19 protein-coding genes are annotated in these 20,968 nt (G+C 51.6%); 6 read left to right on the top strand and 13 right to left on the bottom strand.

The window, feature by feature from the left end; all coding sequences use genetic code 11:
• Positions 1-125: 125 nt before the first annotated feature.
• From RSX24_RS16940 to RSX24_RS16955, 4 genes are all read right to left on the bottom strand, one after another.
• Positions 126-1,307, bottom strand: a complete 1,182-nt coding sequence (locus tag RSX24_RS16940) for an NAD(P)/FAD-dependent oxidoreductase (protein WP_236413361.1) — start codon at positions 1,305-1,307, stop codon at positions 126-128.
• A 24-nt stretch (positions 1,308-1,331) separates the two neighbouring features.
• Entirely contained in the window at positions 1,332-1,769 is a 438-nt protein-coding gene (locus RSX24_RS16945; RefSeq protein WP_236413362.1) for a DUF1641 domain-containing protein, read from the bottom strand.
• A 697-nt stretch (positions 1,770-2,466) separates the two neighbouring features.
• Positions 2,467-4,287, bottom strand: coding sequence for an RNA polymerase sigma factor (locus tag RSX24_RS16950; protein WP_343261261.1), 1,821 nt, complete (start codon positions 4,285-4,287; stop codon positions 2,467-2,469).
• A 50-nt stretch (positions 4,288-4,337) separates the two neighbouring features.
• Positions 4,338-5,270 (bottom strand): YobF C-terminal domain-containing protein, encoded by a 933-nt coding sequence (locus RSX24_RS16955; RefSeq protein ID WP_343261262.1) that lies wholly within the window; start codon positions 5,268-5,270, stop codon positions 4,338-4,340.
• Between the two features lie 199 nt (positions 5,271-5,469).
• Here RSX24_RS16955 and RSX24_RS16960 point away from each other — a divergent pair, with 199 nt between their 5' ends.
• Positions 5,470-5,643: a CsbD family protein gene (locus tag RSX24_RS16960; RefSeq protein ID WP_339275189.1), complete on the top strand. Its 174-nt coding sequence runs from the start codon at positions 5,470-5,472 to the stop codon at positions 5,641-5,643.
• Positions 5,644-5,812: 169 nt separating this feature from the next.
• Here RSX24_RS16960 and RSX24_RS16965 read toward each other — a convergent pair whose 3' ends face one another.
• A complete protein-coding gene (locus tag RSX24_RS16965; protein ID WP_339275190.1) occupies positions 5,813-6,811 on the bottom strand; it encodes an NAD-dependent epimerase/dehydratase family protein in 999 nt (332 codons plus the stop codon).
• A gap of 155 nt (positions 6,812-6,966) precedes the next feature.
• Here RSX24_RS16965 and RSX24_RS16970 point away from each other — a divergent pair, with 155 nt between their 5' ends.
• Positions 6,967-7,485, top strand: coding sequence for a cupin domain-containing protein (locus tag RSX24_RS16970; protein ID WP_343261263.1), 519 nt, complete (start codon positions 6,967-6,969; stop codon positions 7,483-7,485).
• A gap of 54 nt (positions 7,486-7,539) precedes the next feature.
• On the opposite strand, the gene RSX24_RS16975 is transcribed toward RSX24_RS16970, so the two are convergent.
• From RSX24_RS16975 to RSX24_RS16990, 4 genes are all read right to left on the bottom strand, one after another.
• Positions 7,540-8,196 (bottom strand): TVP38/TMEM64 family protein, encoded by a 657-nt coding sequence (locus tag RSX24_RS16975; RefSeq protein ID WP_339275193.1) that lies wholly within the window; start codon positions 8,194-8,196, stop codon positions 7,540-7,542.
• 209 nt (positions 8,197-8,405) lie between these two features.
• The gene (locus RSX24_RS16980; protein ID WP_343261264.1) at positions 8,406-9,620 is read right to left on the bottom strand and encodes an HNH endonuclease; all 1,215 of its coding nucleotides are present in this window, start codon (positions 9,618-9,620) and stop codon (positions 8,406-8,408) included.
• Positions 9,621-10,109: 489 nt separating this feature from the next.
• Complete coding sequence (locus RSX24_RS16985) at positions 10,110-11,285, bottom strand: acyltransferase (protein WP_236413371.1); 1,176 nt, start codon at positions 11,283-11,285, stop codon at positions 10,110-10,112.
• A 215-nt stretch (positions 11,286-11,500) separates the two neighbouring features.
• Positions 11,501-11,983, bottom strand: a complete 483-nt coding sequence (locus tag RSX24_RS16990) for a GyrI-like domain-containing protein (protein ID WP_236413372.1) — start codon at positions 11,981-11,983, stop codon at positions 11,501-11,503.
• Positions 11,984-12,124: 141 nt separating this feature from the next.
• Between RSX24_RS16990 and RSX24_RS17000 the strand changes: the two genes are divergently transcribed.
• A complete protein-coding gene (locus RSX24_RS17000; protein WP_438286851.1) occupies positions 12,125-12,847 on the top strand; it encodes a GyrI-like domain-containing protein in 723 nt (240 codons plus the stop codon).
• A 132-nt stretch (positions 12,848-12,979) separates the two neighbouring features.
• On the opposite strand, the gene RSX24_RS17005 is transcribed toward RSX24_RS17000, so the two are convergent.
• Both RSX24_RS17005 and RSX24_RS17010 read right to left on the bottom strand, forming a co-directional pair.
• Entirely contained in the window at positions 12,980-13,405 is a 426-nt protein-coding gene (locus RSX24_RS17005; protein WP_236413373.1) for an SRPBCC family protein, read from the bottom strand.
• Between the two features lie 136 nt (positions 13,406-13,541).
• Positions 13,542-14,576 carry an NADH:flavin oxidoreductase/NADH oxidase gene (locus RSX24_RS17010; RefSeq protein WP_343261265.1) on the bottom strand — a complete coding sequence of 345 codons (1,035 nt, stop codon included), beginning with the start codon at positions 14,574-14,576 and terminating at the stop codon, positions 13,542-13,544.
• A gap of 224 nt (positions 14,577-14,800) precedes the next feature.
• Between RSX24_RS17010 and pepT the strand changes: the two genes are divergently transcribed.
• Positions 14,801-16,039, top strand: a complete 1,239-nt coding sequence (gene pepT / locus RSX24_RS17015) for a peptidase T (protein ID WP_236413377.1) — start codon at positions 14,801-14,803, stop codon at positions 16,037-16,039.
• 153 nt (positions 16,040-16,192) lie between these two features.
• Here pepT and RSX24_RS17020 read toward each other — a convergent pair whose 3' ends face one another.
• Complete coding sequence (locus tag RSX24_RS17020) at positions 16,193-16,885, bottom strand: Crp/Fnr family transcriptional regulator (protein ID WP_236413378.1); 693 nt, start codon at positions 16,883-16,885, stop codon at positions 16,193-16,195.
• Positions 16,886-17,161: 276 nt separating this feature from the next.
• Here RSX24_RS17020 and RSX24_RS17025 point away from each other — a divergent pair, with 276 nt between their 5' ends.
• Positions 17,162-18,004, top strand: a complete 843-nt coding sequence (locus RSX24_RS17025; RefSeq protein WP_339275202.1) for a methyl-accepting chemotaxis protein — start codon at positions 17,162-17,164, stop codon at positions 18,002-18,004.
• A gap of 111 nt (positions 18,005-18,115) precedes the next feature.
• On the opposite strand, the gene RSX24_RS17030 is transcribed toward RSX24_RS17025, so the two are convergent.
• The gene (locus RSX24_RS17030) at positions 18,116-19,558 is read right to left on the bottom strand and encodes an alanine/glycine:cation symporter family protein (RefSeq protein ID WP_236413380.1); all 1,443 of its coding nucleotides are present in this window, start codon (positions 19,556-19,558) and stop codon (positions 18,116-18,118) included.
• Between the two features lie 401 nt (positions 19,559-19,959).
• Here RSX24_RS17030 and RSX24_RS17035 point away from each other — a divergent pair, with 401 nt between their 5' ends.
• Positions 19,960-20,892, top strand: coding sequence for a response regulator (locus RSX24_RS17035; protein WP_236413381.1), 933 nt, complete (start codon positions 19,960-19,962; stop codon positions 20,890-20,892).
• The last annotated feature ends 76 nt before the right edge of the window (positions 20,893-20,968 follow it).

The following is a 20,968-nucleotide window of genomic DNA, read 5'->3' on the forward strand; positions in this document are numbered from 1 at the left end:
CCTTCAATCCCTCCACCCGCATAGCAGGTGGTTTTTTGTTTCGCGCGTTTCACGCACTCAACTGGCTAAAGCCATAATCAAAAAGGCGCTCCCGAGGAGAGCGCCCTGTTGCATTGCTACGGTTATTAGTACGCCAGTGCGAACAAACCGTGAATATGGGACAAGTAACGGATGTTACTTGCTTCTTTCATCATTGTTGCAGGCAGGCCTTTCAGGCGAGTCTGGTTGCCGCCGATCATGCCGACAGCGTCTTTGCGACCCAAGCTTCCCAGTGTTCCGGAGAATACCGGCGTGAAGCTTTCCATTGCGCCACCTTTGAACATTACGCCCAGGTTGTGACCGATGGTTTCACCCATTTGCCAAGCCAGTTGTGCTGTTGGAGGGTAAGGACGAGCACCTTCGCTAGGGAAGACCACTGCGCTGTCGCCGGCAACAAACACGTCTTTGTGGGATGTGGATTGCAGAACTTCCGTAACTTTCGCACGGCCGCGATCCACTTCGATTCCGCTGTTGGCAACAACTGCATTACCTTGGACTCCGCCTGTCCATACAAGCGTATTCGTAGGAATGGAGCTGCCGTCTTTCAGCATTACTTCGTTTTCTTTCATTTCGGTGATCGCAACACCGATAATGAAGTTTACGCCGCGTTTTTCCAAGCTTGTTTTTGCACGCTCAACCAGCTCTGGCGGGAAACCGGCCAGAATGGAAGGACCTGCTTCGACCGTGTAGAGGGAGATATCTTTGAAATCGATACCTTTCTCTTGGCATACGCCTGGCAGAAGGTCAGCGAATTCGCCGACAAGCTCGATACCCGTCAAGCCGCCGCCACCGATAACAAACGTAGCGTCTGCTTTGTTGCCGGATTGTTTGTAAGCATCCAGACGCGCTTCAACGTGTGCACGGATGCGGTTTGCGTCGTCAACGGATTTGAGCGTGAAGCTGTGCTCTTGCAATCCAGGAATTCCGAAGAATGCCGTTTCGCTGCCCAGGGCAACGACGAGTGCATCGTAAGAGTATGTGGAACCGCTAGCCATCAGCACTTTTTTCTCGTCAGGTTTGATGCTGTCCACCGTATCGATTTTCAGGTTCACGTCTTTGCCGCGCAGCAATTTCTCCAATGGAAGGGCAACCGCCTTTTCGGCGATGCTTCCGGCCGCAAGACGGTGCAGCTCCGTAATGATTTGGTGCGTAGGGAAACGGTTAACGACCGTAATAGTCGCTTCTTCCGGGGTCAAGTATTTGCGCGCAGTCAGCGCAGTCAACAAACCGCCGTAGCCGCCGCCCAAGATCAAGATTTGCTTCGACATATCCATCCTCCGTTCTTTCTAATCTTAACGCTGTTGTTGACGCTCGTTCAGAACACTCAGGAAAGCTTGAGCGAAACGAAGCGATTTTTGTACGTTTGGATCTTTCAGCATTTTAAGCATACCGAACAGACCGACCGTCGATTGGTCGACTTGTGCACGATCTCCTGCTTCGATGGCAGCGGAAGCTACACCTTTTGCAGTGTTCACTACAGGTTTGGCAAATTCGCCCATTGCGCTCATCGTATCGCTGATCAGAACTTTGTCCGTGGCGATGCTTTGTGCGAAATCGTAAGCTTTGGTCATTACCGTAACCATTTCAGCCAGTTTAGGCAGGTTCTCTACCAGTACGGTAAGGGACTCCTGTACCTCAGGCTTCATCAGTTGATCCAGCACGTCCAGGGACTGTTGCTGGTCGGCGCCTTCTGTTACCGGCACCTCTTGTTGAGTAGGCGATTGTGACATAAGAGAAAGTCCTCCTTTACTTTGGGATAGAAGTCCGCGACTTTCATGATGCCTGTCAATCAGAGCCGAACCAGGAATACAAACGATACAATACCAATGTACCAAATTTCACACAATAGAAAGAGCGCAGCCCTTTGGCCACTCTCACATTATGCATTGTATTTAGGTCAGCATTTTGCATCCTTTCTCTCCAAACGTGGATGGACGCAAAATACATAGGTCTATTGCGGACAACAAGTGTTGACACACAAAACGACAAGCAGGCCGAAATCGAACTCTATATCCTTATATTACACCTCTTGCACATGAACATGAAAAAGAAATTTTTTACACTTGTGAAGATATTGTGAACATTGTAACAAATCCGATTTTTTTGTCAAGTATTGCGGCTCGCCGGGCGGTCCATTTACTTCCATATGCTGCCTTTCACCCTACCATATATGGTATTAGGACAAGCTCCTATATGACCATATGTACGAAGCATCACACCGGTCACGATTTTTTTGAGGCTGATAAGAAGCCCTTCTTCCAAAATCATGGTTTTTCATGCAACGAAATGCGTCACTGTGGTTATTATGCAGCGCGCCTTGCCCGCTTATTCTTCGAAGTTTCCAACAACGTCTCACCAGGCAGAAATAAGGAATGCACGGCGCGCATTCCTTATGCCAATGACATGAATAATCAAGGTTCCTGCCTCTCATTTTCCCCCAAGCAGCTTTCGAGGTCCCTGCGTCAGCTGTTTCGCCCGCCATTCCGCCAGCATGTTCTCCAATACAGCGATGGCGGACCTTTCAAGCGCCTCAACCTGGTCAAGCAGCCTCATCGCCTGATTCGCGTTCATTTCGTCATTCGGGCGTCCGCCTTCAGGAAAAGGAAACAGGCTTGCAAGCCCATCCAGCCTGTCGGTCATCGTGCGGTAGATTCCCTCTGCATCCAGGCAGAGGGCACTGAAGTCGGCATATTCTGGTTCACTCGCCCACTTTTCGGATAGCGTTTTGAGATATTCAGCCGCATAATACCGCGCATCCTGCAGAACGGCCAGATTATAGGCATTGCCATTGGGTTCGATCCGCCCGCAGCGAAAAGCGTTCCGCCAGGCTTCATAAGCCTCCAGACCGCTAACCGTATCCTGCAAAGCATAAGGGTCCTCTCCGCGGTAGTGAGCCAATGCAGCTTCCAGGGCCCCGCCTACGTCCAAAATTCCATTCGAGCCCGCGGCATCGGCCGCCAGCACGAAAATTTCCTGGTTCAATCCACGCCCCAAATGGTCGACCGGATAAATGCCAGCACGAATGTAATCCGCGCCATATAAAGTATGATTTGAACTGTCATATCCGTAGATGAGCCCGAACTCCGGAATATTCAAATCCCAGACAACGGCTGGAACACCACGGTCAATCGAGTAGTGGATCAAGGAAACGGCACTGGCCAACCGCTGGTCCAGGGGCCTTTTTTCCTTCGCTTTGCCTTCGCGCAGCGCCGGATCAAGCAGGTTGGCATTGAGTCCCGCTCCGGTTCCCACCCCCTCGACGGAATGTGAAGGAAACCCCATGAAGCGTAAGGCTCGCGATAGCACTTCTTTGAAATTATATGCGGTTGGACCGGCGATATGGATATCCTGCGGGAAAAGTGTCAATCGAAACGCCAGTCCGCTCATCCCCATCACCGTGGGCAAGGACAAGGCTGAGCCGGTGTACAGCAGCATTTCATGCAGCGTTTCAGCGGCTGAGCTCCAGGATTGCGGGCTGCGAAAGAACCCAGGCTCACGCAAAATGACCTGTTTGCTGCCATAAGGCGCCCGTTCGGCCAGTACATCGTTTAACGAAAGACGGATATGGCGCTGAGCCAGCTTTTTGCGCCCCCGGGACAACAGCTGATACGTGTTGGCGAGAGTGAGGTCCAACGCGGCAGCAATCTCTTGCGGTGAACGCTCCTCCATAAGATAAGCATGCATGACGCCGCGTTCCTTGCCGCTCAGTCCATGAAGCAGTTCGTGAAACCGTCTGAGCTGCTCGCGCTCTGCAAGCCTTTGCTCCGGGTCGGCATCGCCGCTGGTGATGACAAACGAATCGCAATTCGCCCCGTCCCCCCTCCCGTTCCTGTTCCAACAGTGCGGGGGAGCGCCCTCATTGGGCAGGAAGGCCTCCGTTAATGCCGACAAACTGTACTCCTTCTGCCGATCCTGCCGCCGCATCCGGGAGTACGCCTGATTTCGCACGATGCGCTGTACCCAGGCCGAGAACCGTTCCGCATCCTGAAGCTGCTCCAGATAGACAAAAGCCCGAATCAACGACTCCTGCAAAATATCCTCAGCGAGATATGCATCCCTCACCAGGGAACGCGCATAGCCGAATAGCCGGACCCGGTAACGTCGCACCAGCTCTTCGAATGCAGCCGAATCGCCAGATTTCGCCTGCTTGATGAGAACAATATCCTCAAGCACGGATAATTCTGTACACTGCGCATGCGCTTCCCTGTCCAAATGATCCATGGATCGCTTCAGCGTAGATTTGTTCACGTCGATTCTCTCCTTCCCAAGATGCATGTTTCAGACTGGATACAGCAAGGCTACAGCTGAAGCAGAGCCTCTTCGATGGCAGCCTCCGTCTCGGCCAGTGCTTCCATCGCATCTGCCGCCGCTTGCCAGTGACGGGCAGCAAGGCGGGATTGACACTCGCCCAACTGTCGGGATTGCTTGTACTTCAAGCCCGATAGCTGACCATGATTATTTTTGAAAAAGGAGCCGTAATCATGGGCCCGCCGCGCACCGACAGGCAGGGCAAAATATACGTAATGACTCCATTCGTCCATATCAATCGCGCCATCACGGATCTGGTTTGCCTTATGCAGTATTGCCTGTTTTCCTGTCCGCCCGGATTCCGCGGCTTTGGTCTGATACTGATTTTGCATCGTTTCCCTGAACCAGCTCAGCACGCGCTGATGCAGTTCCTTGACGTCAAGTTGCTCAACCCGCTCAGGGCCTGACCAAAAACGATAGGCACCCGGACTCCAAGGAAATACGCCTCCCTTCCATGCCTCGTTCAGCTGTTCCAGTGTCAGGCAGACATAAGGAAAGCCTGCGGGGTCATGGAGCCAGACTTCATGCTCTCGTATCTCCAGCGCCAGCACATAATGGTCGCACCCGCCAAGATTGTTATGGTTCGGGTTATACACCAGTTTGCCCATATCCAGAGGCCCAAGCATAACCGGGCCTTGATCCAGCGCCTCTCTTAGCTCATACAGAGGTAGTGCAGTGCCCTCCTCCTGTACCCGATGCTGCACGCGGAAGCCCAGCAGTTCCATCGCCCTCGTGATGCCCGAATCCGGAGTTTCGGAGCAATTGTCAAAAAAGAGCAATCCACTGGGTATCAGATGCGCTCCCAGCGAGAAACCACTGGCCACTTCGAGCAGTCCCGGCTCAATGGTCTCTCCCTTGGCCGCCAGCATCATGGCTGCCGAGTTGGCGTAGCAGTACGCTCCATTTCCGATATATGCATTCATATCATACCATCCTCCCTTGAAGTTGAAGAAGCACCGCCATTCAGTGCCTATACTTGATTGACTCCGGAAGGGATCGATTTCTGACAACTTTTTCAACAAAAAGACGTACGAAGTGAAGAAAGGTTTCCACGCTCGGCGTTTAAAACATGCGCATCCCGGTTAATAAAGGACTACACTTCCGATGAAGGAGATGATCGACATGAGCAATTCGGCTAGCGACAAGATCAAGGCAGGCGTGAACAAAGCCAAGGGCGAGATCAAGGACCAGGTCGGCAATGCAACGAATGACAAATCCCTTCAGGCAGAAGGCAAGATGGACAAAGCCAAAGGGGCGGTCCAAGACAAAATTGCCGATGTAAAAAAACATCACTAACCGTTCGCCAAGAGGGCGATATCTAATCGTTGCGATTCATCCAACAACAGGATGAGGGCATCCCGGTCCGTTACTACATGTTTTTCGTCCGTAAGTACGGTGCGGACACGTTAAAAAGCCAAGGAAGGCGTTCGGATCCATCGACCCTTCCCTGGCTTTTTTGCTTTTGTCAGACGGCAACAACTCCGTATCTCGCCATATCCACAAGAAAATCGCGGTTCTCTCTGGAGCAACCATACTGCTTTGCGAACTGTCGCACCCAATCCTTATGTGTTTCATACCAAACGAACGTCCGCTCAAGACCTTCTTCAAGCATCGTTTGCGGCTCCCAGCCCAGTTCGGCGCGCAGCTTGCCGGAATCGATAACCAGGCTTGACCCTCGGGAATTGGTCGGCTCTTCTTCAGACAGATTTACCCGTCCTGACGGTTTCAAATTTTGAAGTTCCCGTCCGATCTCTTGCATGGTTGTGCCCACGCCCGAAGAAATATTGTAGACATGGCGCTCCCGCCCATGATGGAGAATCAATTCGATGGCACGCAGCGCATCCTCTATATACAAGAAATCCCGGACGGCAGAACCCTGTATATCCAAAGGAAGGCCGGCGATCATTCTGGCCATGTTGCGGGGCACGACCCGGTCAGGCAATTGCCACGGCCCGTAGAGGTTGGTGAGTCGAAAGACTTTTACGGAAAGCCCGTAACATTGGGCATAGGATTGAGCCAGCATTTCGCAGGCTACCTTGGAGGCGGAATAAGGGGATACCGGCGCATACTCATCCGATTCGCGGTACACCTTCCCATGCTGCCCGCCATACACTTCAACGGAAGAAGCAAGGATAACCGGAATGCGATGATCGGCTGCGTGCTGCAGAACGGACTGAGTGCTTGCCGTATTGTTTTGAAACACTTCAACGGGCCGGTGGTACGAGTAATCGACATGAGGCATTGCCGCAAGATGAATGATGCAATCTGTGTTTTCAGGCCATTTCAAACCGCCGCTTATCAGATTATGAGCGATAAGATGCATCGTTGAGCTGTTCGATCCCATGGAGAATCGCTGGCAATAATCATCGAGATCGATCAAAGTAAGGCCATGTCCCCGCTCCGCCAAATAACGGGCGAGATTGAATCCAACAAATCCGGAAGCACCTGTAATGACAATGTTCACCAGTTCATCCCTCCTAGGCCATCATTGTATGCTTGAATCGTACATGCAATGATTATACCTCAAAACGATACAATTCGTATCGTTTTTTCATGCGTTTTCAGAGTTCTTTGTCCGCAGCGTCGGGAATGGGTAATACTTAGTGAGGTGATGCATAGATGAATTCAAAAGAGGCTGGCGTGGATACCCTGTATTTCAAGGATGACGGGATCATTCCAAACAACCCCATTTTGCCTGTTCTGCTGTACCGGCATGTTTGGGCAGCCCAACCGGTTGAAGCCGAACATCTCCTGAACAGGAACGGTTGGGGAAATAGCTGGACCAACGGCGTATTTGATTTTCACCACTACCATAGCAATACGCACGAAGCGCTTGCGGTCATCCAAGGATCAGCAAAGCTCTTGCTCGGCGGAGAGCATGGGCAGCCCGTTTGGGTTGAAGCAGGGGATGTCATCGTGCTGCCTGCCGGGACAGGTCACAAACGCATGGAAAAAAGCCCTGACTTTCGCATCATCGGGGCTTATCCGGAAGGAATGAACTACAATCTTAAGACTGGCGAACGATCTGAACGACCAGCGGTGCTGCATGAAATTCGGGAAGTGCCCTTGCCTCTTACCGACCCCGTGTACGGCAGTGGGGGCCCGCTGGTAGAGCATTGGGGCAAATTGCGGGGATAGGGGCCGCAAGCAGCCGGCATGGCGCGCGACCTCCTTTGTTTAGGGGATATCCCCTCAGGAGGAAATCGACTCGCCTGCCGGCGGATCCAGCTTGCTCATATCCTCGCGTTCGGAAGAACGGGTAAAGTGGCGTTCCAGCTTGCGGCTGGCCCACAGCGAAATCGCAATGAACAGCAGTACGCCCAGCCAGCGCACGGGATGCTCAAGGAACTGTTCCACGTTTGAACCGATATATGTCACGCAGAAGATCATGATCGCTTTCCCCAGCCCGACTGCCACCAAAAAAGAGGCCAGTCTCATTCTTGCGATGCCTGCAGCCACATTAATGATGACAAACGGGCCCACCGGGAAGATGCTTAGCAAAAACACATATCCCATGGCATTGCGCCGGATCCATACCATGCTTCGCTGTACTCGCGGTTTGTTGGACCAGCGTTCCACGAACCTGGATTTGCCGACTTCCCTGACCAGCAGGAACGTCACCGTGCAGCCCAGCACGATTCCGATCCATGAATACAGGAATCCGGCCCACAATCCGTACACGGCTCCGTTTATCCCCACGATCAGCAAGGTCGGCAACGGCGGCACGAACGACTTCATAAATGTCAGCAAAATGCCCGGCAATGGTCCGAGCGAGCGAAACTTCTCCATCCAGAACCGGATGTTCTCTTCCGTGATGTACGACATGATGTCCAAGGTCGTCAGAGTCATGCTCTCCCTCCATCCGTCAGTATTCAAACCTTTATTCGAAGGCGTTGATTCTCATAAATGCGCTCACCCAAGTATAACGTAGAAGCCAGTCCCGAATGGATGTTAATTTGATGAAATTTTAGTTCTTGGCGTGTTTACGCCTGGCATTAGCGAACCGTTTTTTTATGTACTTGCTGTTTAGACAAAAAAAGAGCCTAATGGCCCTTTTCTCATTCCATGATCACATTCATTTCTTCCTCTATCGTGTTCATCTCATCCTGTATCGCGTTCATCTCTTCCTGATGGGCTGCATTCCATTCGGGTATGCCGGAGCGCATGAACTCGTCCGCATCCATCGCCGCCTTGGACTGGTTGCACAGATTGCAGGCGCACACGCAGTTCATCGGCGTGGTATGACCGCCCTTGGCCCGAGGGAGAAGGTGATCGATCGTGTCTCCATAGGAACCACAGAAATAACAGGTATATCTGTCACGATTCAGAATATATCGTTTGAAGTCCTTGTTGCTGAACAATCGGCGAATCGTATATCGATTGACGACGACGGCGGCCTTCTCCTTCACCAGCGTCACTGCAAGCTCCATCTCCACTTCCTGATGCCAGCGCCGCCCCTTGTCCGTCTTGCCGCGCATGCGTACCAAGCCCTGCCTGTTCGTACGCAAAAACGAAGGGTCTTCCGGGTCCAATACCGAAGGTTTCGCCGCAGCATGGCGACGCGGGCGACCATCCGCGACGGCACTTCGGTTGCGATTGGCATGGGCAGCTGCCGGACGTTTGCCGTCACTCGCATCTGCCGATTCCTTTCGTGCGGGGAATGCTTCTTGACGCCCGCTCTCCACCCGAACCAACGGGCGTGTGCCTGCCTCATCACCTGCAGACTGTTCGGCTATCGCCTGCAGTTCCGGACGTTTGCTTTTGCGTTTGCGCCTTCTCCGCTTTCGTTTGACGGTTGCGGAATCAGCAGCAACAGCAGCTGCAGGTATGCTTGCCGTCCCGGAACCGGGTTCGGTTGCGGGACCTTCCGTGATAACCGGGGATCGTGCAGGCTTCGGAGATGCAGCTGTTGCACTGTCGAAAGCTGCGGTTTTGGCACGTTTTTTTCGCGGTTTGCCGATGGCGGACGCGTCCGATAAATCCTTGGTCTCAGATGAAGCTCGCCCTTCGTCTCGAGCCTGAAGCGCTGCGGCATCCACACTTCTCTGCCCTGACCATGCCGGTCCGCTTGCCAGCCCGGCCATCGGCTCACCCTTATTCGCGCCAAGTTGGCGACAATTGCGGCAGGCCCCGCGTCTGGAGCCGGCACCAGCCCTTTTTCCGGTTCTGCGCCGAAAAGCGGACAACGGGTAGGTATGTCCGCAATATGTACATGTTTTGGTCTGTCTGGCCTCATGTTCTGTCATGCTGTTCCGGAAAGGGGCTGTGCCCATCTCCATGATGTCACCTCGATTCCGTATGAATCCGGTTTCTTTCCATTGTATCACATCCGATAAGAAAACCTCTAACGGAGGCATTCAGGGAGTCAGACTGCTTTTCGAAGACGGATCGGATTAAGATTGCATCGTTAAGCCCTGCCGAACGGTCTAATTCCGGCAATCCTTATACCAGCACTCCTGTGCGATTTCCGGACCGTTCTCCGTTCCGTTTCCCTGCGCTCGTCCGCATTCGCGCAATATATGTTCCACATACTCAAGTATATCTTCGACTGCTTTTCCGCATTGTTCGCATGTCTTCATTCGAATCACCTTATTTCCAAAATTGGTTTCATGTCCACACCCTTCTTACCCATTATACACCAGAACGAAACACCTGTTCTCATTTTTTTTCGAAAAAGGCTGTACAAAGCGTAAACAAAAAAACCGTATCCCTAACCCTAAGGTCGACAAGGATACGGTTTATTATTCCATGCAGGATAGACGTTAACGAACGTCCACCTGTCCCGGATTGCTTTGAGGTACCAAACGCGGTTTGGGCTTCGGCAGATTTCCGAAAATGACCCAAGCGAACGGGATGAACCTCGCTGTCAGGGCAACCACGATCCACGAGGCAACGAGTGCGATGCCGAAACCTCCCGCATACCACAGATGCACCAGCCAAGATGTTCCCGTTTGCGGCGGAAACTCGCGATAGACCAGCAGGAAGAATGGATGAATCAGGTAGATGCCGAACGACAAAGCCCCAAGCGAGCTCAGCGGCTTCACGAGGAATTTCGGACCCTTGCGGTACAGCAGGTAAGAAATCTGGATGAGCACCAGCGCGCAGGCAAAGGTGTGCACATTCCACAACAGCTCATAATACAGCGTATTGTACGTAGCTATTTTCATGCGAAGCAGATAGTAGATGTATACATGGCCGAGACCTGCCCCGATCCATACAATCCACAAGGCAATCCATGAAGCTACGCGGCCTGTGGTCGCATTTTCGCGGCTAACGATAAACCACTGCTTGATCTTCGGAAAATACACCCCGATGAATGCTCCTAGCATGAAGTAGGAGAAGTAAGAGAATGCCCAGCTTCCTTTGTTCGGTACCTGGAATCCGTATTTGTTGCTTACGATGAAGGCCCATTGAATAAGCAGCCCGATCGGCACGGACCATTTAACGACGGCGGGATATTTCTTGAGCAGCCATAATACCAACGGAAAGAGCAGGTAAAACTGCATGTTGATAAACACGAAGTACAAGTGCGTGTAAGCTTTGCCCGTAAACAACTTGCTGATGAAGCTGATGGCCGATTCCCCGAACGGACGCCCCTGATAATGCGTAACGTGAAGAATCACGAAGTAGAACAGGGAGAACAGGAAATAAGGCAGCAAGATATACACGAACCGTTTCTTGTAGAAGTTGCCGATCAACTTCTTGTCGAGCGGACGGGAATAATAGTTATAGAACAGCACAAAGCTGCTCAGAAAAATAAAAGAAGGCGTACCATACTTCATGAAAATGTTAATGAAATTGTACAACCAGTAGTATCCCGATTCCGTCATGTCAACAGTGGCATATGAAGTCGAGTGCACGCACAGAACGCCGATAATGGCCATGGCGCGGACCAGATTCAACTCCGGTATTCGTTCTCTTTTGATCGTTTCTGTCATGTTTTGCGTTTCTCCTTAATTATTTCGTCAATAACGTATTGCGATAATCTCAATCTCTATTAAAAAGCATATAGCTTAATAAGGGTAGTCCAACTTCTTAAAAATTCCTGAATTTTCAACTTTTTTTGCCATCATAAAATTTCACCAAATGCAAAAAAGACCGCAACGACGCGGTCTGGAGGAATAAAGCGGAATCAACCTGTATGCCAAAAAAATTATTGGCTGACGGGGATGAATATGGAAAACTCAGGTTCAGGATCGTACGGGTCCTGATCCATCGGGTACACCTCATAATGGGTAAACGGCTCGTTCAACGCTTTGAAGCCTTGTTGCTCGATCCAGGCATAAATATGGTTGTAGGATGCCTCGATGCTCTGTCCTTTGACATGACTGCATGTGGCATAGGTCTGTGCAGGTACATCCATGCGCAGCATGCCTTCGGGAACCGAAGCCTCTTGTTCCGCTTCAACCTCGACAGCGACAAGATGCGAAAAATGAGTTTCCGTCATATGATAGGACAGACCTAGCAGTTCCTTTGGATGGAGAACACCTTCAATTTCCGGCAATCGCCGTTTGAATTCCATCTGCACGGCTCGAATGCCACCGGCACCCGCCTCCGCAAATGTTCCCTCCCACTTCAATCCGATGACTACCGCGGCATCCTTATGCAGAAGCATCGCTTCGTTGACCTGATTCATCGTTCTCCTCACCCTTTCAGCGTTTGTTCGTTGTTCACGCATGCTGTCTTTGTTGTCGCTAGCCTGACTCTATTTTATACTAATATAATGACAAATTCTGTCACAATAAAAAACATTTCTTCTTAAGGAGCGACCGGTATCATGACCAAAACCCAGCGCTTGATCGAACTGATGATGCGGGTATATGAGAAACGAACCTTTACCGTGGAAGACATGGCCTCCGAGTTCGGCGTATCCTATCGGACCATGCTGCGGTATTTGCACGAGCTCAGCGGCATGGGGGTACCTTTGTATGCAGAGGCCGGCAGGGCCGGAGGGTATTCCTTGCTGCCCTCTGCTGCACGAAAAGGAATCATGACCGATTCCATACAGCCGGCCGCCGATCCATTCCGGCGCGTATTACGTCCCGAGATCCACATTGTCGGCATCGAGTTCCAAGCCCCCTTCACAGCCGTGTATATGGCCAAGGTCATGATCCCCAGGTTATGGTCGGAACTGGAGCGCAGGCGGCGTGAAATCGTTCGTCAAAAGCAAGCAGGGAGCAGTACGGGCGTTACGCTGAGCCGTTCAAAGATATATCGTTACGTGGCCGGGGTGGAGGTGTCGCACCTTCACGAAATACCGCAGGGTATGGTCGGCTTGACCCTTCCTGCGTGCGAATATGCCGTTTACACCCACCAGGGCGGCTCCGACCGGGCTGAAACCGATCAAACCTTCTTATGGTTGGCAGAAAAGCTGAGACAACGCGGGTTGGAGCCGAACATGACAGCTTACTCGTTGGAATCAAGGCATTCCGGCGATGCGCAGTCCATGGACATTTACATCCCCTTACTCGATAACGCTGCAGAAGGCGTAAGCCCATAATCCGTTCATAAACCTCGTTAGCTCCCTGCCGCGAAGTCTAAGGTTCTTATAAAATACAAAAACCACAGGATTCTCCCGGCATTCCGTCGGAGCATCGCTGCGGCTTTTGACATGCTATCGTTCTATTCGGAATCAGGCGTGGCCTTCCACGACCCGACCGAGCTTCTGTACAATTCCAGTCCAGCCCTGAGACATTTTCTCTCGTACGATGGCGTGAGCCTGCCCAAACTCGGTCAGCTTGTCCGCATCCCAGCCGTCGTGAATCAACGTGAAGTCCGTGCTCTCCCCATGCGCTTCAAGCTCGAAGGTCAGCGTCCAATCTTTCCCCCAACGAAAAGAGAGCTTATGCAGCGGCTGCACTTCGGTGACCTCACAAGGGGATTGACCAAATGGTCCTGCTTCCAAAATGAACTTGTGGCCCACCACAGGCTCCAAGTTGCTGGGCATGAACCAGGAAGCCATGCCTTCGGACGTGGACACGATATTCCATACCTTCTCCGCAGGGGCCTGCAGCGTGAGTTGTTGCCGGATTGCCGGCAATGCACTTGATGATTCCATATCTTCGCCTCCTTGGCAAGGTTATTGTTCTCTGTACACTTTGTTTCAAACGTTGCTCCTACCACTATATCCGGGGATCGTGCAAATATGCAAATAAGCCGGTGCATGGCATCTCCATGCATCGGCCCGGCCTCAATCAGTATCCACGCGTATATTGCTGCGCAATGGCTGCCTGCTTGACGTCCGCACCCAACTTCAGTGCGGCATGGTTGGCCCAATACGGATCACGCAGCATGCCTCTGCCTACCGCCACGAGGTCGGCATCGCCGTTGCCGATCACGGCTTGAGCAAGGGAGGCGTCATCCAGCAAACCCACGGCAATGACCGGGACGCCGAGCTCATCTCGGAAACGGCGGGCAAACGGAACCTGGTACCCCGGATAATTGCCCGGCTTCCGCGTTCCAGACGGGCCCTCGCCGCCGGAACTGATGTGGAACATGTCGACGCCCGCTTCCTTGTATGCCCGTGAAATGTCGAGGGTATGTTCGATATCGTAGCCTCCGTCGGCGTATTCCACGGCGGAAATGCGCATAATAAGCGGCATGGTATCCGGCATCACCTTTTTAGCCGCACGAATGATTTCGCAGCCGAAGCGCGACAAATCTTTACCGTATTCGTCCTCGCGATGATTCATCAGCTTGGAATGGAATTGGTGGATCAGGTATCCGTGCGCCCCGTGAAGCTCAATCGCGTCCACACCCGCTTGAACTGCTCGCCGTACGCCGTCCGCGAATTTTTGCACCATGACCTGAACCTCTTCCGTGCTCAGCGCACGTGGAGTCTTGAAGTTTTCGCCAGGGAACGTCACTACGGAAGGAGCCACCGGCTGTTTGGCATCCTCTGCTTTTCGCCCTGCATGCGCGATCTGGATCGCCACTTTGGAGCCATATGCATGCATTCCATTCACAAGCTTGGCAAAAGCGGGAATATGCTCATCGGACCAAATGCCCAGGTCATTGTCGGTAATGCGCCCGTCCGGTTCCACATCGGTCATCTCAATGATGATCAGGCCGGTTCTCCCAACCGCCCGGCTCACGTAGTGAACGTGGTGCCAATCGTTGGGAATGCCGTCTTTCGCCGTTACGGAGTACTGGCACATCGGTGCCATGACCACGCGATTATTCAACTCGAGCCCCTTGAAGCGATATGGCGAAAACAAAGATTCTGTCATTTTCTCATCATCTCCTAAGTAAATCGTTATTTATTTCAATGTCCTGAAACACGATCGGAAAACAACCCATTCGTCATTCAATATCTTATTATGAACCTGATCAGCATAATTACAAGTACGGACATTTTTTACCGCTCTACTCTTTTTATACTTAACCCGGCCCGCGCGAACCCCATCCAAAACATGGTATGATATTTGCAAACCGTTCTGAAGGAGTGATACGGATGAAAGATATTTTAATCCAAAGACTGACCACCTATGCCCAAATGGACACCCAATCCGACGAAAATAGCGAAACCTGCCCTTCCACGCCAGGCCAATTGGAGCTCGGCAAACATCTGGTCGAAGAATGCAAAGCCATCGGTCTGCAAGACGTCACCATGGACGAGAACGGTTATGTCATGGCAACGCTGCCTTCCAACACGGATAAGGACATCCCGGTCATCGGCTTTCTGGCCCACCTGGACACCGCAACTGACTTTACGGGCAAAAACGTCAAACCGCAAATCCTTGAAAATTACGATGGACAAGACATCGTCCTTAATGAAGAATTGGACGTTGTTCTGTCCGTCGCCGAGTTCCCTGAGCTGCATGAATACAAGGGGCATACATTGATGACGACGGACGGCACCACGCTGCTCGGCGCGGATAACAAAGCAGGCATCGCCGAAATCATGACGGCCATGGCTTATCTGATCGAGCATCCGGAGATCAAACACGGGAAGATCCGCGTTGCCTTCACGCCGGACGAGGAGATCGGTCGGGGACCGCACCGCTTCGATGTGGCAGCATTCGGGGCCAAGTACGCATATACGGTCGACGGCGGTCCGCTTGGAGAATTGGAGTACGAGAGCTTTAACGCCGCAGCCGCCAAAATTACGATTCGCGGCACCAACGTGCACCCCGGAACGGCAAAAGGCAAGATGGTGAACTCGGCCAAAATCGCGATGGAGCTGAACAGCCGTCTGCCGATCAAAGAGGCTCCCGAGTTTACGGAAGGCTACGAAGGTTTCTATCATTTGTTATCGATTGAAGGAGACGTGGAGCAGACCCGAATGAGTTACATTATCCGGGACTTTGACCGCAACAGCTTTGAAGCCCGCAAATCCACGATGCAAACGATTGTGGCCGAACTCAAAACCAAATATGGCGAAAAGATCGTTACGCTCGAACTCAAGGACCAGTATTTCAATATGCGGGAAAAGATCGAGCCTGTGAAGCATATCGTGGATATTGCCCATGAAGCGATGACGCGGCTGGACATCGAACCCGTCATTCGTCCGATTCGTGGCGGAACGGACGGATCGCAGCTCTCCTATATGGGCATGCCTACGCCGAACATCTTTACCGGGGGCGAGAACTATCACGGCAAATTCGAATACATCTCGGTCGACAATATGGTTAAAGCAACGAAGGTTATTATTGAAATAGCGAAGCTGTTCGAGGAACAAGACGCGAAGTAAACAACGTCCTTCACTTTCTCGGCAGTGCACGCCTCACGCCGCATGCCAGCTAGCAAGTCAACGCAACCTGCAAAGAGCACCCTCAGCAACGATCGGGGGTGCTTTTATGCATGGGCATCGCTCACGTTGCTCCCGTTTATCCGTTTCGGTCCATTATTCGTACATGTTCCCCCCGGCGATTTCCCGCAGCTGCTCAACATCCCGAACCACGATCTTTTTCTGTTCTTTGCGGATGATGTCCCGCTCGCACAGATCCGAAATGACGCGGTTTAAATGTCTGTAGCTCGTACCCAACAGATCGGCAAGCTCCGTCAAACGGGAGGTCTGGATCTCCTCATTGACTTGTCCCCCTTGCTCCATCGTGGATAACATGTAACTGGCAAAGCGGCTTTCTACCGGATATAACAAGTTCAGGCTCGAAAAATTGGAGAACGTATAAAGCTTGTGGGTTATATGGCCAAGCATGAAATGGAGAAATTTTGGATTGCTGGCATACGTGCTTTGCAGGAAATGGTAGCTTATACCAAGCAGCAAGCTTTTGCTCACCGTTTGCACCGTGTTTTTGGCCTCCTTGCCATTAACGAGCTCCAGATCGCCCACCAAAGCAGGCGGAGTGGAGAAACGAAGCAGCAACGATTTCCCGTTAGGCGACGTCGTATAAATCTTAAGCTTGCCTTCGACGAGAAAATACAGACGATCGGGCCGTTCGCCTTTGGAACAAATGATTTCTCCCTTGGAAGCTTCCAACAGCCTTAACTCGCCAAGGGCAGCTTCATTCAACACCTGATCCAGACCATGCTCTCTCGCAAGCCGACGAACCTGTTGAAAGTCCAATATTTCTTTCATACCGAATAACCTCCTGCGTCATCTTTTGAAGGCCAGTCATGGACACATGTCCTGTTTTTGATATATGTACATAGGAATATCTTGATATAAAAATAGTTACTATTAGAACTTATATCCAGCACCACGATATAAATGGATGTTTCACTGAAAATATTACGTTAAACATTCACAAATTTATCTAAAATACAGTTAATGATAGCGCACTCTTATCCGATGATATATACAGTTTGTTCACCTTTTGTAGACATCACTCCAGCCAGGAAAGGAACATCAGCCATGAATATTATAGAAGCTCTTACGAAATCCCTGCCTTACATCAGCCGAATTCTTAGAGAACCCGTCGGCCTTTCATTATATGATCATGAAAAGGTAGTCGACGTGATCACCAACGAGAAGTTCAGCCTTGGTTTCAAGCCGGGCGAGCCGCTCCTCGATAACTTCAAAAACTTCTCCGCTTTGGTGAATGGTCGGGAAGCCTCGCTTACCAAAGTGCCGGCAGAAGTGTACGGATTCGAAATGGACGTGCTCAGCATCCCGATTTTTGACGACGAAAATAAGGTCGTTGCCGTGTTCTCCGCATCCTACGATCAGTCCAATCAAAATCATCTTGAAGCCATTATCCAAGAAAACCAAGCGATTAACAGCCATCTGGTGGACATGGTGCAGCACGTTGCCGCTCATGCCGAAGAATTGCAAGCGACCAGCGAGCAAATTCTCGAGAACACACGCCTGGCCGTGCAAAATTCGAGTCAGATCAACAAAGTCGCCGGCTTTATTCGAGAGATTTCGGAGCAGACCAACCTGCTTGGCTTGAACGCCGCCATCGAAGCCGCCCGCGTGGGTGAAGCAGGTGCAGGATTCGGCGTTGTGGCGTCCGAAGTCCGCAAGCTCTCGATCGATGCCAAACAAGCCACGACGGATATCGATGCCAGCCTGAAAGACGTGCAGCATGTCATCAAACAAATGGAGGTTGAGGTATCGCAGATCGCGGCTTCTTCCCAAGAACAAGCAACGCTTGTACAGTCTTTCACGGATGTGATCGAAAAGTTGAACGCAACCGGGGAGCGCATGAAACTGCTCGCAGACCAACTCATCAGCTACACGGTTGAAGCCAAGTAATCCGTTATGCAAACAGGACTTCCAGGAAAACTACGTAAGTAGGATCTCCTGGAAGTCTTGTTTACTTTATTTCAATTTATAGAAAACGCATGAATCAACCACGCTAGGCCACTACGAGCGCAGTACCATCTTCCGATCGCTGTTGTCCGCAGATGGCGATTCCGGCTCCCAACATTCAACCTCGCCCGGAATGCGGATGCGGTCGCGGGTGAAGACCGGGTCCCGCCCTTCTGCCTTTTGCCTCTTGTAATCCTTCAACGCTTCAAACGTTACTTTAGACAGCATCAGGATTGCGATCAAATTCACCACAACCATCAGCCCCATGAACAAGTCGGCCAAATCCCATACCAGCTGCACCTTGGCAACGGCACCAAACACGACCATCGCAATGACGCAAACGCGGTATAACCAGAGCCATCCTTTATTGGACTTCAGGAATTCGATGTTTGTCTCCCCGTAATAATAATTGCCGATAAGCGTACTGAAAGCAAACAGAAACACCATAACAGCCAAAAAGCCGGAAGCCCATGATCCGATATGCACGCTTAATGCCGCCTGGGTAAGCTCAATTCCGCCCAAATTCGATCCTTCGTACAATCCGGACATCAAGATGATCATGGCCGTGCTTGTGCAAATGATGAGCGTGTCGGTCAATACGCCAAACGCCTGAATGAGCCCCTGCTTGACGGGGTGCGAAGTATCGGCCGTTGCCGCAGCGTTCGGCGCGCTCCCCATCCCCGCTTCATTCGAGAACAAACCGCGTTTGACGCCATTCATGAGGGCAGCACCGAGCGTCCCCCCCGCCACTTGCTCGAACCCGAAGGCATTTTTGACGATCAACGCAATCATTGCAGGCAGTTCCGTGACGTTCGACAGCACCACGAAGGCAGCCACGCCGATGTAGAGCACGGCAAGCACGATGACGATGTATTCGGAAGCTTTGGCGATGCGTTTGACCCCGCCCCAGATGATCGCGGCGAATATTACCGCCATGATGATGCCCACCGTCAGACGATCCGTGCCAAACGAATTTTGAAAGGCAACGGTGATCGTGTTGGACTGCACCGCATTAAACACCAAACCGAACGAGAGAATGATCAGGACGGCAAACAGCGCACCCATCCAGCGTTTTCCCAACCCCCGTTCCATGTAATAAGCCGGTCCTCCCCGGAAACCGCCGTTGTCCCGGACTTTATAGATCTGGGCCAGCGTGCTCTCCACAAAACTGGAAGCCGCACCGATGATGGCGATGATCCACATCCAGAACACCGCCCCCGGACCACCCAAAGCGATGGCCAACGCAATGCCCGTAATATTGCCCGTGCCCACGCGCGCAGCCATGCTGATGCAAAACGCCTGAAACGGCGATATGGTGCCCGGCTTCTTGCTCTTCGGCTCGGTAAGCACCTTCACCATGTCTCCAATCATGCGAAACTGCATGAATCTCGTTCTCGTGGTAAAATAGACCCCGCACACGACCAACAAAATAATCAATAACTTGGACCATAGAAAATCGTTGAAAAACATGACGATATCTTGTATTGTTTGCTCCATCAGCACTGCCCCTTATCTTCTATAATTCATTCGAATCGGCGATCTGCCCGGCTCTCGGGCTTTCATATACACATCCTGCACTGCCGTTTGCATCATTTCGCATATGCTTAAAGTAACGATGTTACTTATAGTACGGGAACATCTACCGAAATCGACATTTATCTACGTGTGATGGGCAAAATTTTTGTTATAAAGTGATATTCGGCCATTTGTTGTGACTTTACTTGACACGATGAGGATGATAGGCGCAATGACCGCCACTCATCAGAAATGTATGCATGTTTCTGAGACACACCGCCAAAACAGGGCATACTGTGGGCAAAGATAGGATGGGGAGACATCGGATTTTGTGCAAGCCGTTCGCAAATAGGTCGCTTGTGATCAAGAAAGGAGGAAGAAGGTTGAGGTATTTTATCGTGGATGACGATCAAGGAATCCGTTCCATGCTCGGTGATATTATAGAGGATGAAGGACTGGGTGAAATTGCCGGCGAATCCGAAGACGGGATGCACGTACACGCGGAGCTGCTTGAGCTGAACAAAGTGGACATCCTGCTGATCGATCTGCTTATGCCGCAGCGTGATGGTATTCAGACGATCCGCGCGCTTGGAAACCGTTTCGGCGGGAAAATCGTCATGATTTCGCAAATCGAATCCAAAAGCATGATCGGGGAAGCTTACTCGCTTGGCATTGAATACTATATTACTAAACCGCTCAACCGCCTGGAGATCGTATCGGTACTCCGCCTTGTCAACGAGCGGTTGAGAATGCAGCAGTCGATTCAGGAAATCCAGCGCACGCTTCAAGGATTGACAGGGATTCAAGGGTCTGAGCGCCAAAGCGGACAGGCCGCCGAAAAAAACATTACGACCGCGGGACATCATCTGTTATCGGAAATGGGCATGGTGGGGGAAGCGGGCAGCAAAGACCTGCTCGACATGCTGGAGTTTCTGGAGGAAACCGAAACGGAAGAGCATAAGCTATCCCCGTACATGTTCCCTTCCCTTAAGGATGTTTTCCATAACGTTGCCTTGCGCAAACTGGGAGCAGACGCGTCTCCCGCTGAGATCAACAAGGAGATCAAGGCTGCCGAACAACGCGTTCGCCGCGCCATTTTCCAAACGCTCAGCCATGTTGTTTCGCTCGGGCTTACAGACTATACCCATCCCAAGTTCGAAAACTACGCATCAAAGTTTTTTGATTTTACCGAAATCCGCAAAAAAATGCTGGAGCTGCAAAACAACGTCGAGCCATCCTTGTCCCAAACAAGGATCAACACCAAAAAATTCGTTCAAGTGCTGTACCTTGAAGCGAAACGCCTTCTGCAGCATTGACCGCCACATCCACAAACAATGCGGACATGTCCTGACCGGAAGTGCACAGCGCTATCGCTGCCTGCTGCTCCCGGCC

The organism is Paenibacillus hubeiensis (genome assembly GCF_032334105.1).
Classification (GTDB): domain Bacteria; phylum Bacillota; class Bacilli; order Paenibacillales; family Paenibacillaceae; genus Paenibacillus; species Paenibacillus hubeiensis.

Bases quoted from the DNA above. Each gene is read 5' to 3' on its own strand.
- RSX24_RS16945 (WP_236413362.1), bottom strand. From the start codon at position 1,769: ATGTCACAATCGCCTACTCAACAAGAGGTGCCGGTAACAGAAGGCGCC.
- RSX24_RS17030 (WP_236413380.1), bottom strand. From the start codon at position 19,558: ATGGAGCAAACAATACAAGATATCGTCATGTTTTTCAACGATTTTCTA.
- RSX24_RS16980 (WP_343261264.1), bottom strand. From the start codon at position 9,620: ATGGGCACAGCCCCTTTCCGGAACAGCATGACAGAACATGAGGCCAGA.
- RSX24_RS17000 (WP_438286851.1), top strand. From the start codon at position 12,125: ATGACCAAAACCCAGCGCTTGATCGAACTGATGATGCGGGTATATGAG.
- RSX24_RS17025 (WP_339275202.1), top strand. From the start codon at position 17,162: ATGAATATTATAGAAGCTCTTACGAAATCCCTGCCTTACATCAGCCGA.
- RSX24_RS16955 (WP_343261262.1), bottom strand. From the start codon at position 5,270: ATGAATGCATATATCGGAAATGGAGCGTACTGCTACGCCAACTCGGCA.
- RSX24_RS17010 (WP_343261265.1), bottom strand. From the start codon at position 14,576: ATGACAGAATCTTTGTTTTCGCCATATCGCTTCAAGGGGCTCGAGTTG.
- RSX24_RS16970 (WP_343261263.1), top strand. From the start codon at position 6,967: ATGAATTCAAAAGAGGCTGGCGTGGATACCCTGTATTTCAAGGATGAC.
- RSX24_RS17005 (WP_236413373.1), bottom strand. From the start codon at position 13,405: ATGGAATCATCAAGTGCATTGCCGGCAATCCGGCAACAACTCACGCTG.
- RSX24_RS16960 (WP_339275189.1), top strand. From the start codon at position 5,470: ATGAGCAATTCGGCTAGCGACAAGATCAAGGCAGGCGTGAACAAAGCC.
- pepT (WP_236413377.1), top strand. From the start codon at position 14,801: ATGAAAGATATTTTAATCCAAAGACTGACCACCTATGCCCAAATGGAC.
- RSX24_RS17020 (WP_236413378.1), bottom strand. From the start codon at position 16,885: ATGAAAGAAATATTGGACTTTCAACAGGTTCGTCGGCTTGCGAGAGAG.
- RSX24_RS16985 (WP_236413371.1), bottom strand. From the start codon at position 11,285: ATGACAGAAACGATCAAAAGAGAACGAATACCGGAGTTGAATCTGGTC.
- RSX24_RS16975 (WP_339275193.1), bottom strand. From the start codon at position 8,196: ATGACTCTGACGACCTTGGACATCATGTCGTACATCACGGAAGAGAAC.
- RSX24_RS16990 (WP_236413372.1), bottom strand. From the start codon at position 11,983: ATGAATCAGGTCAACGAAGCGATGCTTCTGCATAAGGATGCCGCGGTA.
- RSX24_RS16940 (WP_236413361.1), bottom strand. From the start codon at position 1,307: ATGTCGAAGCAAATCTTGATCTTGGGCGGCGGCTACGGCGGTTTGTTG.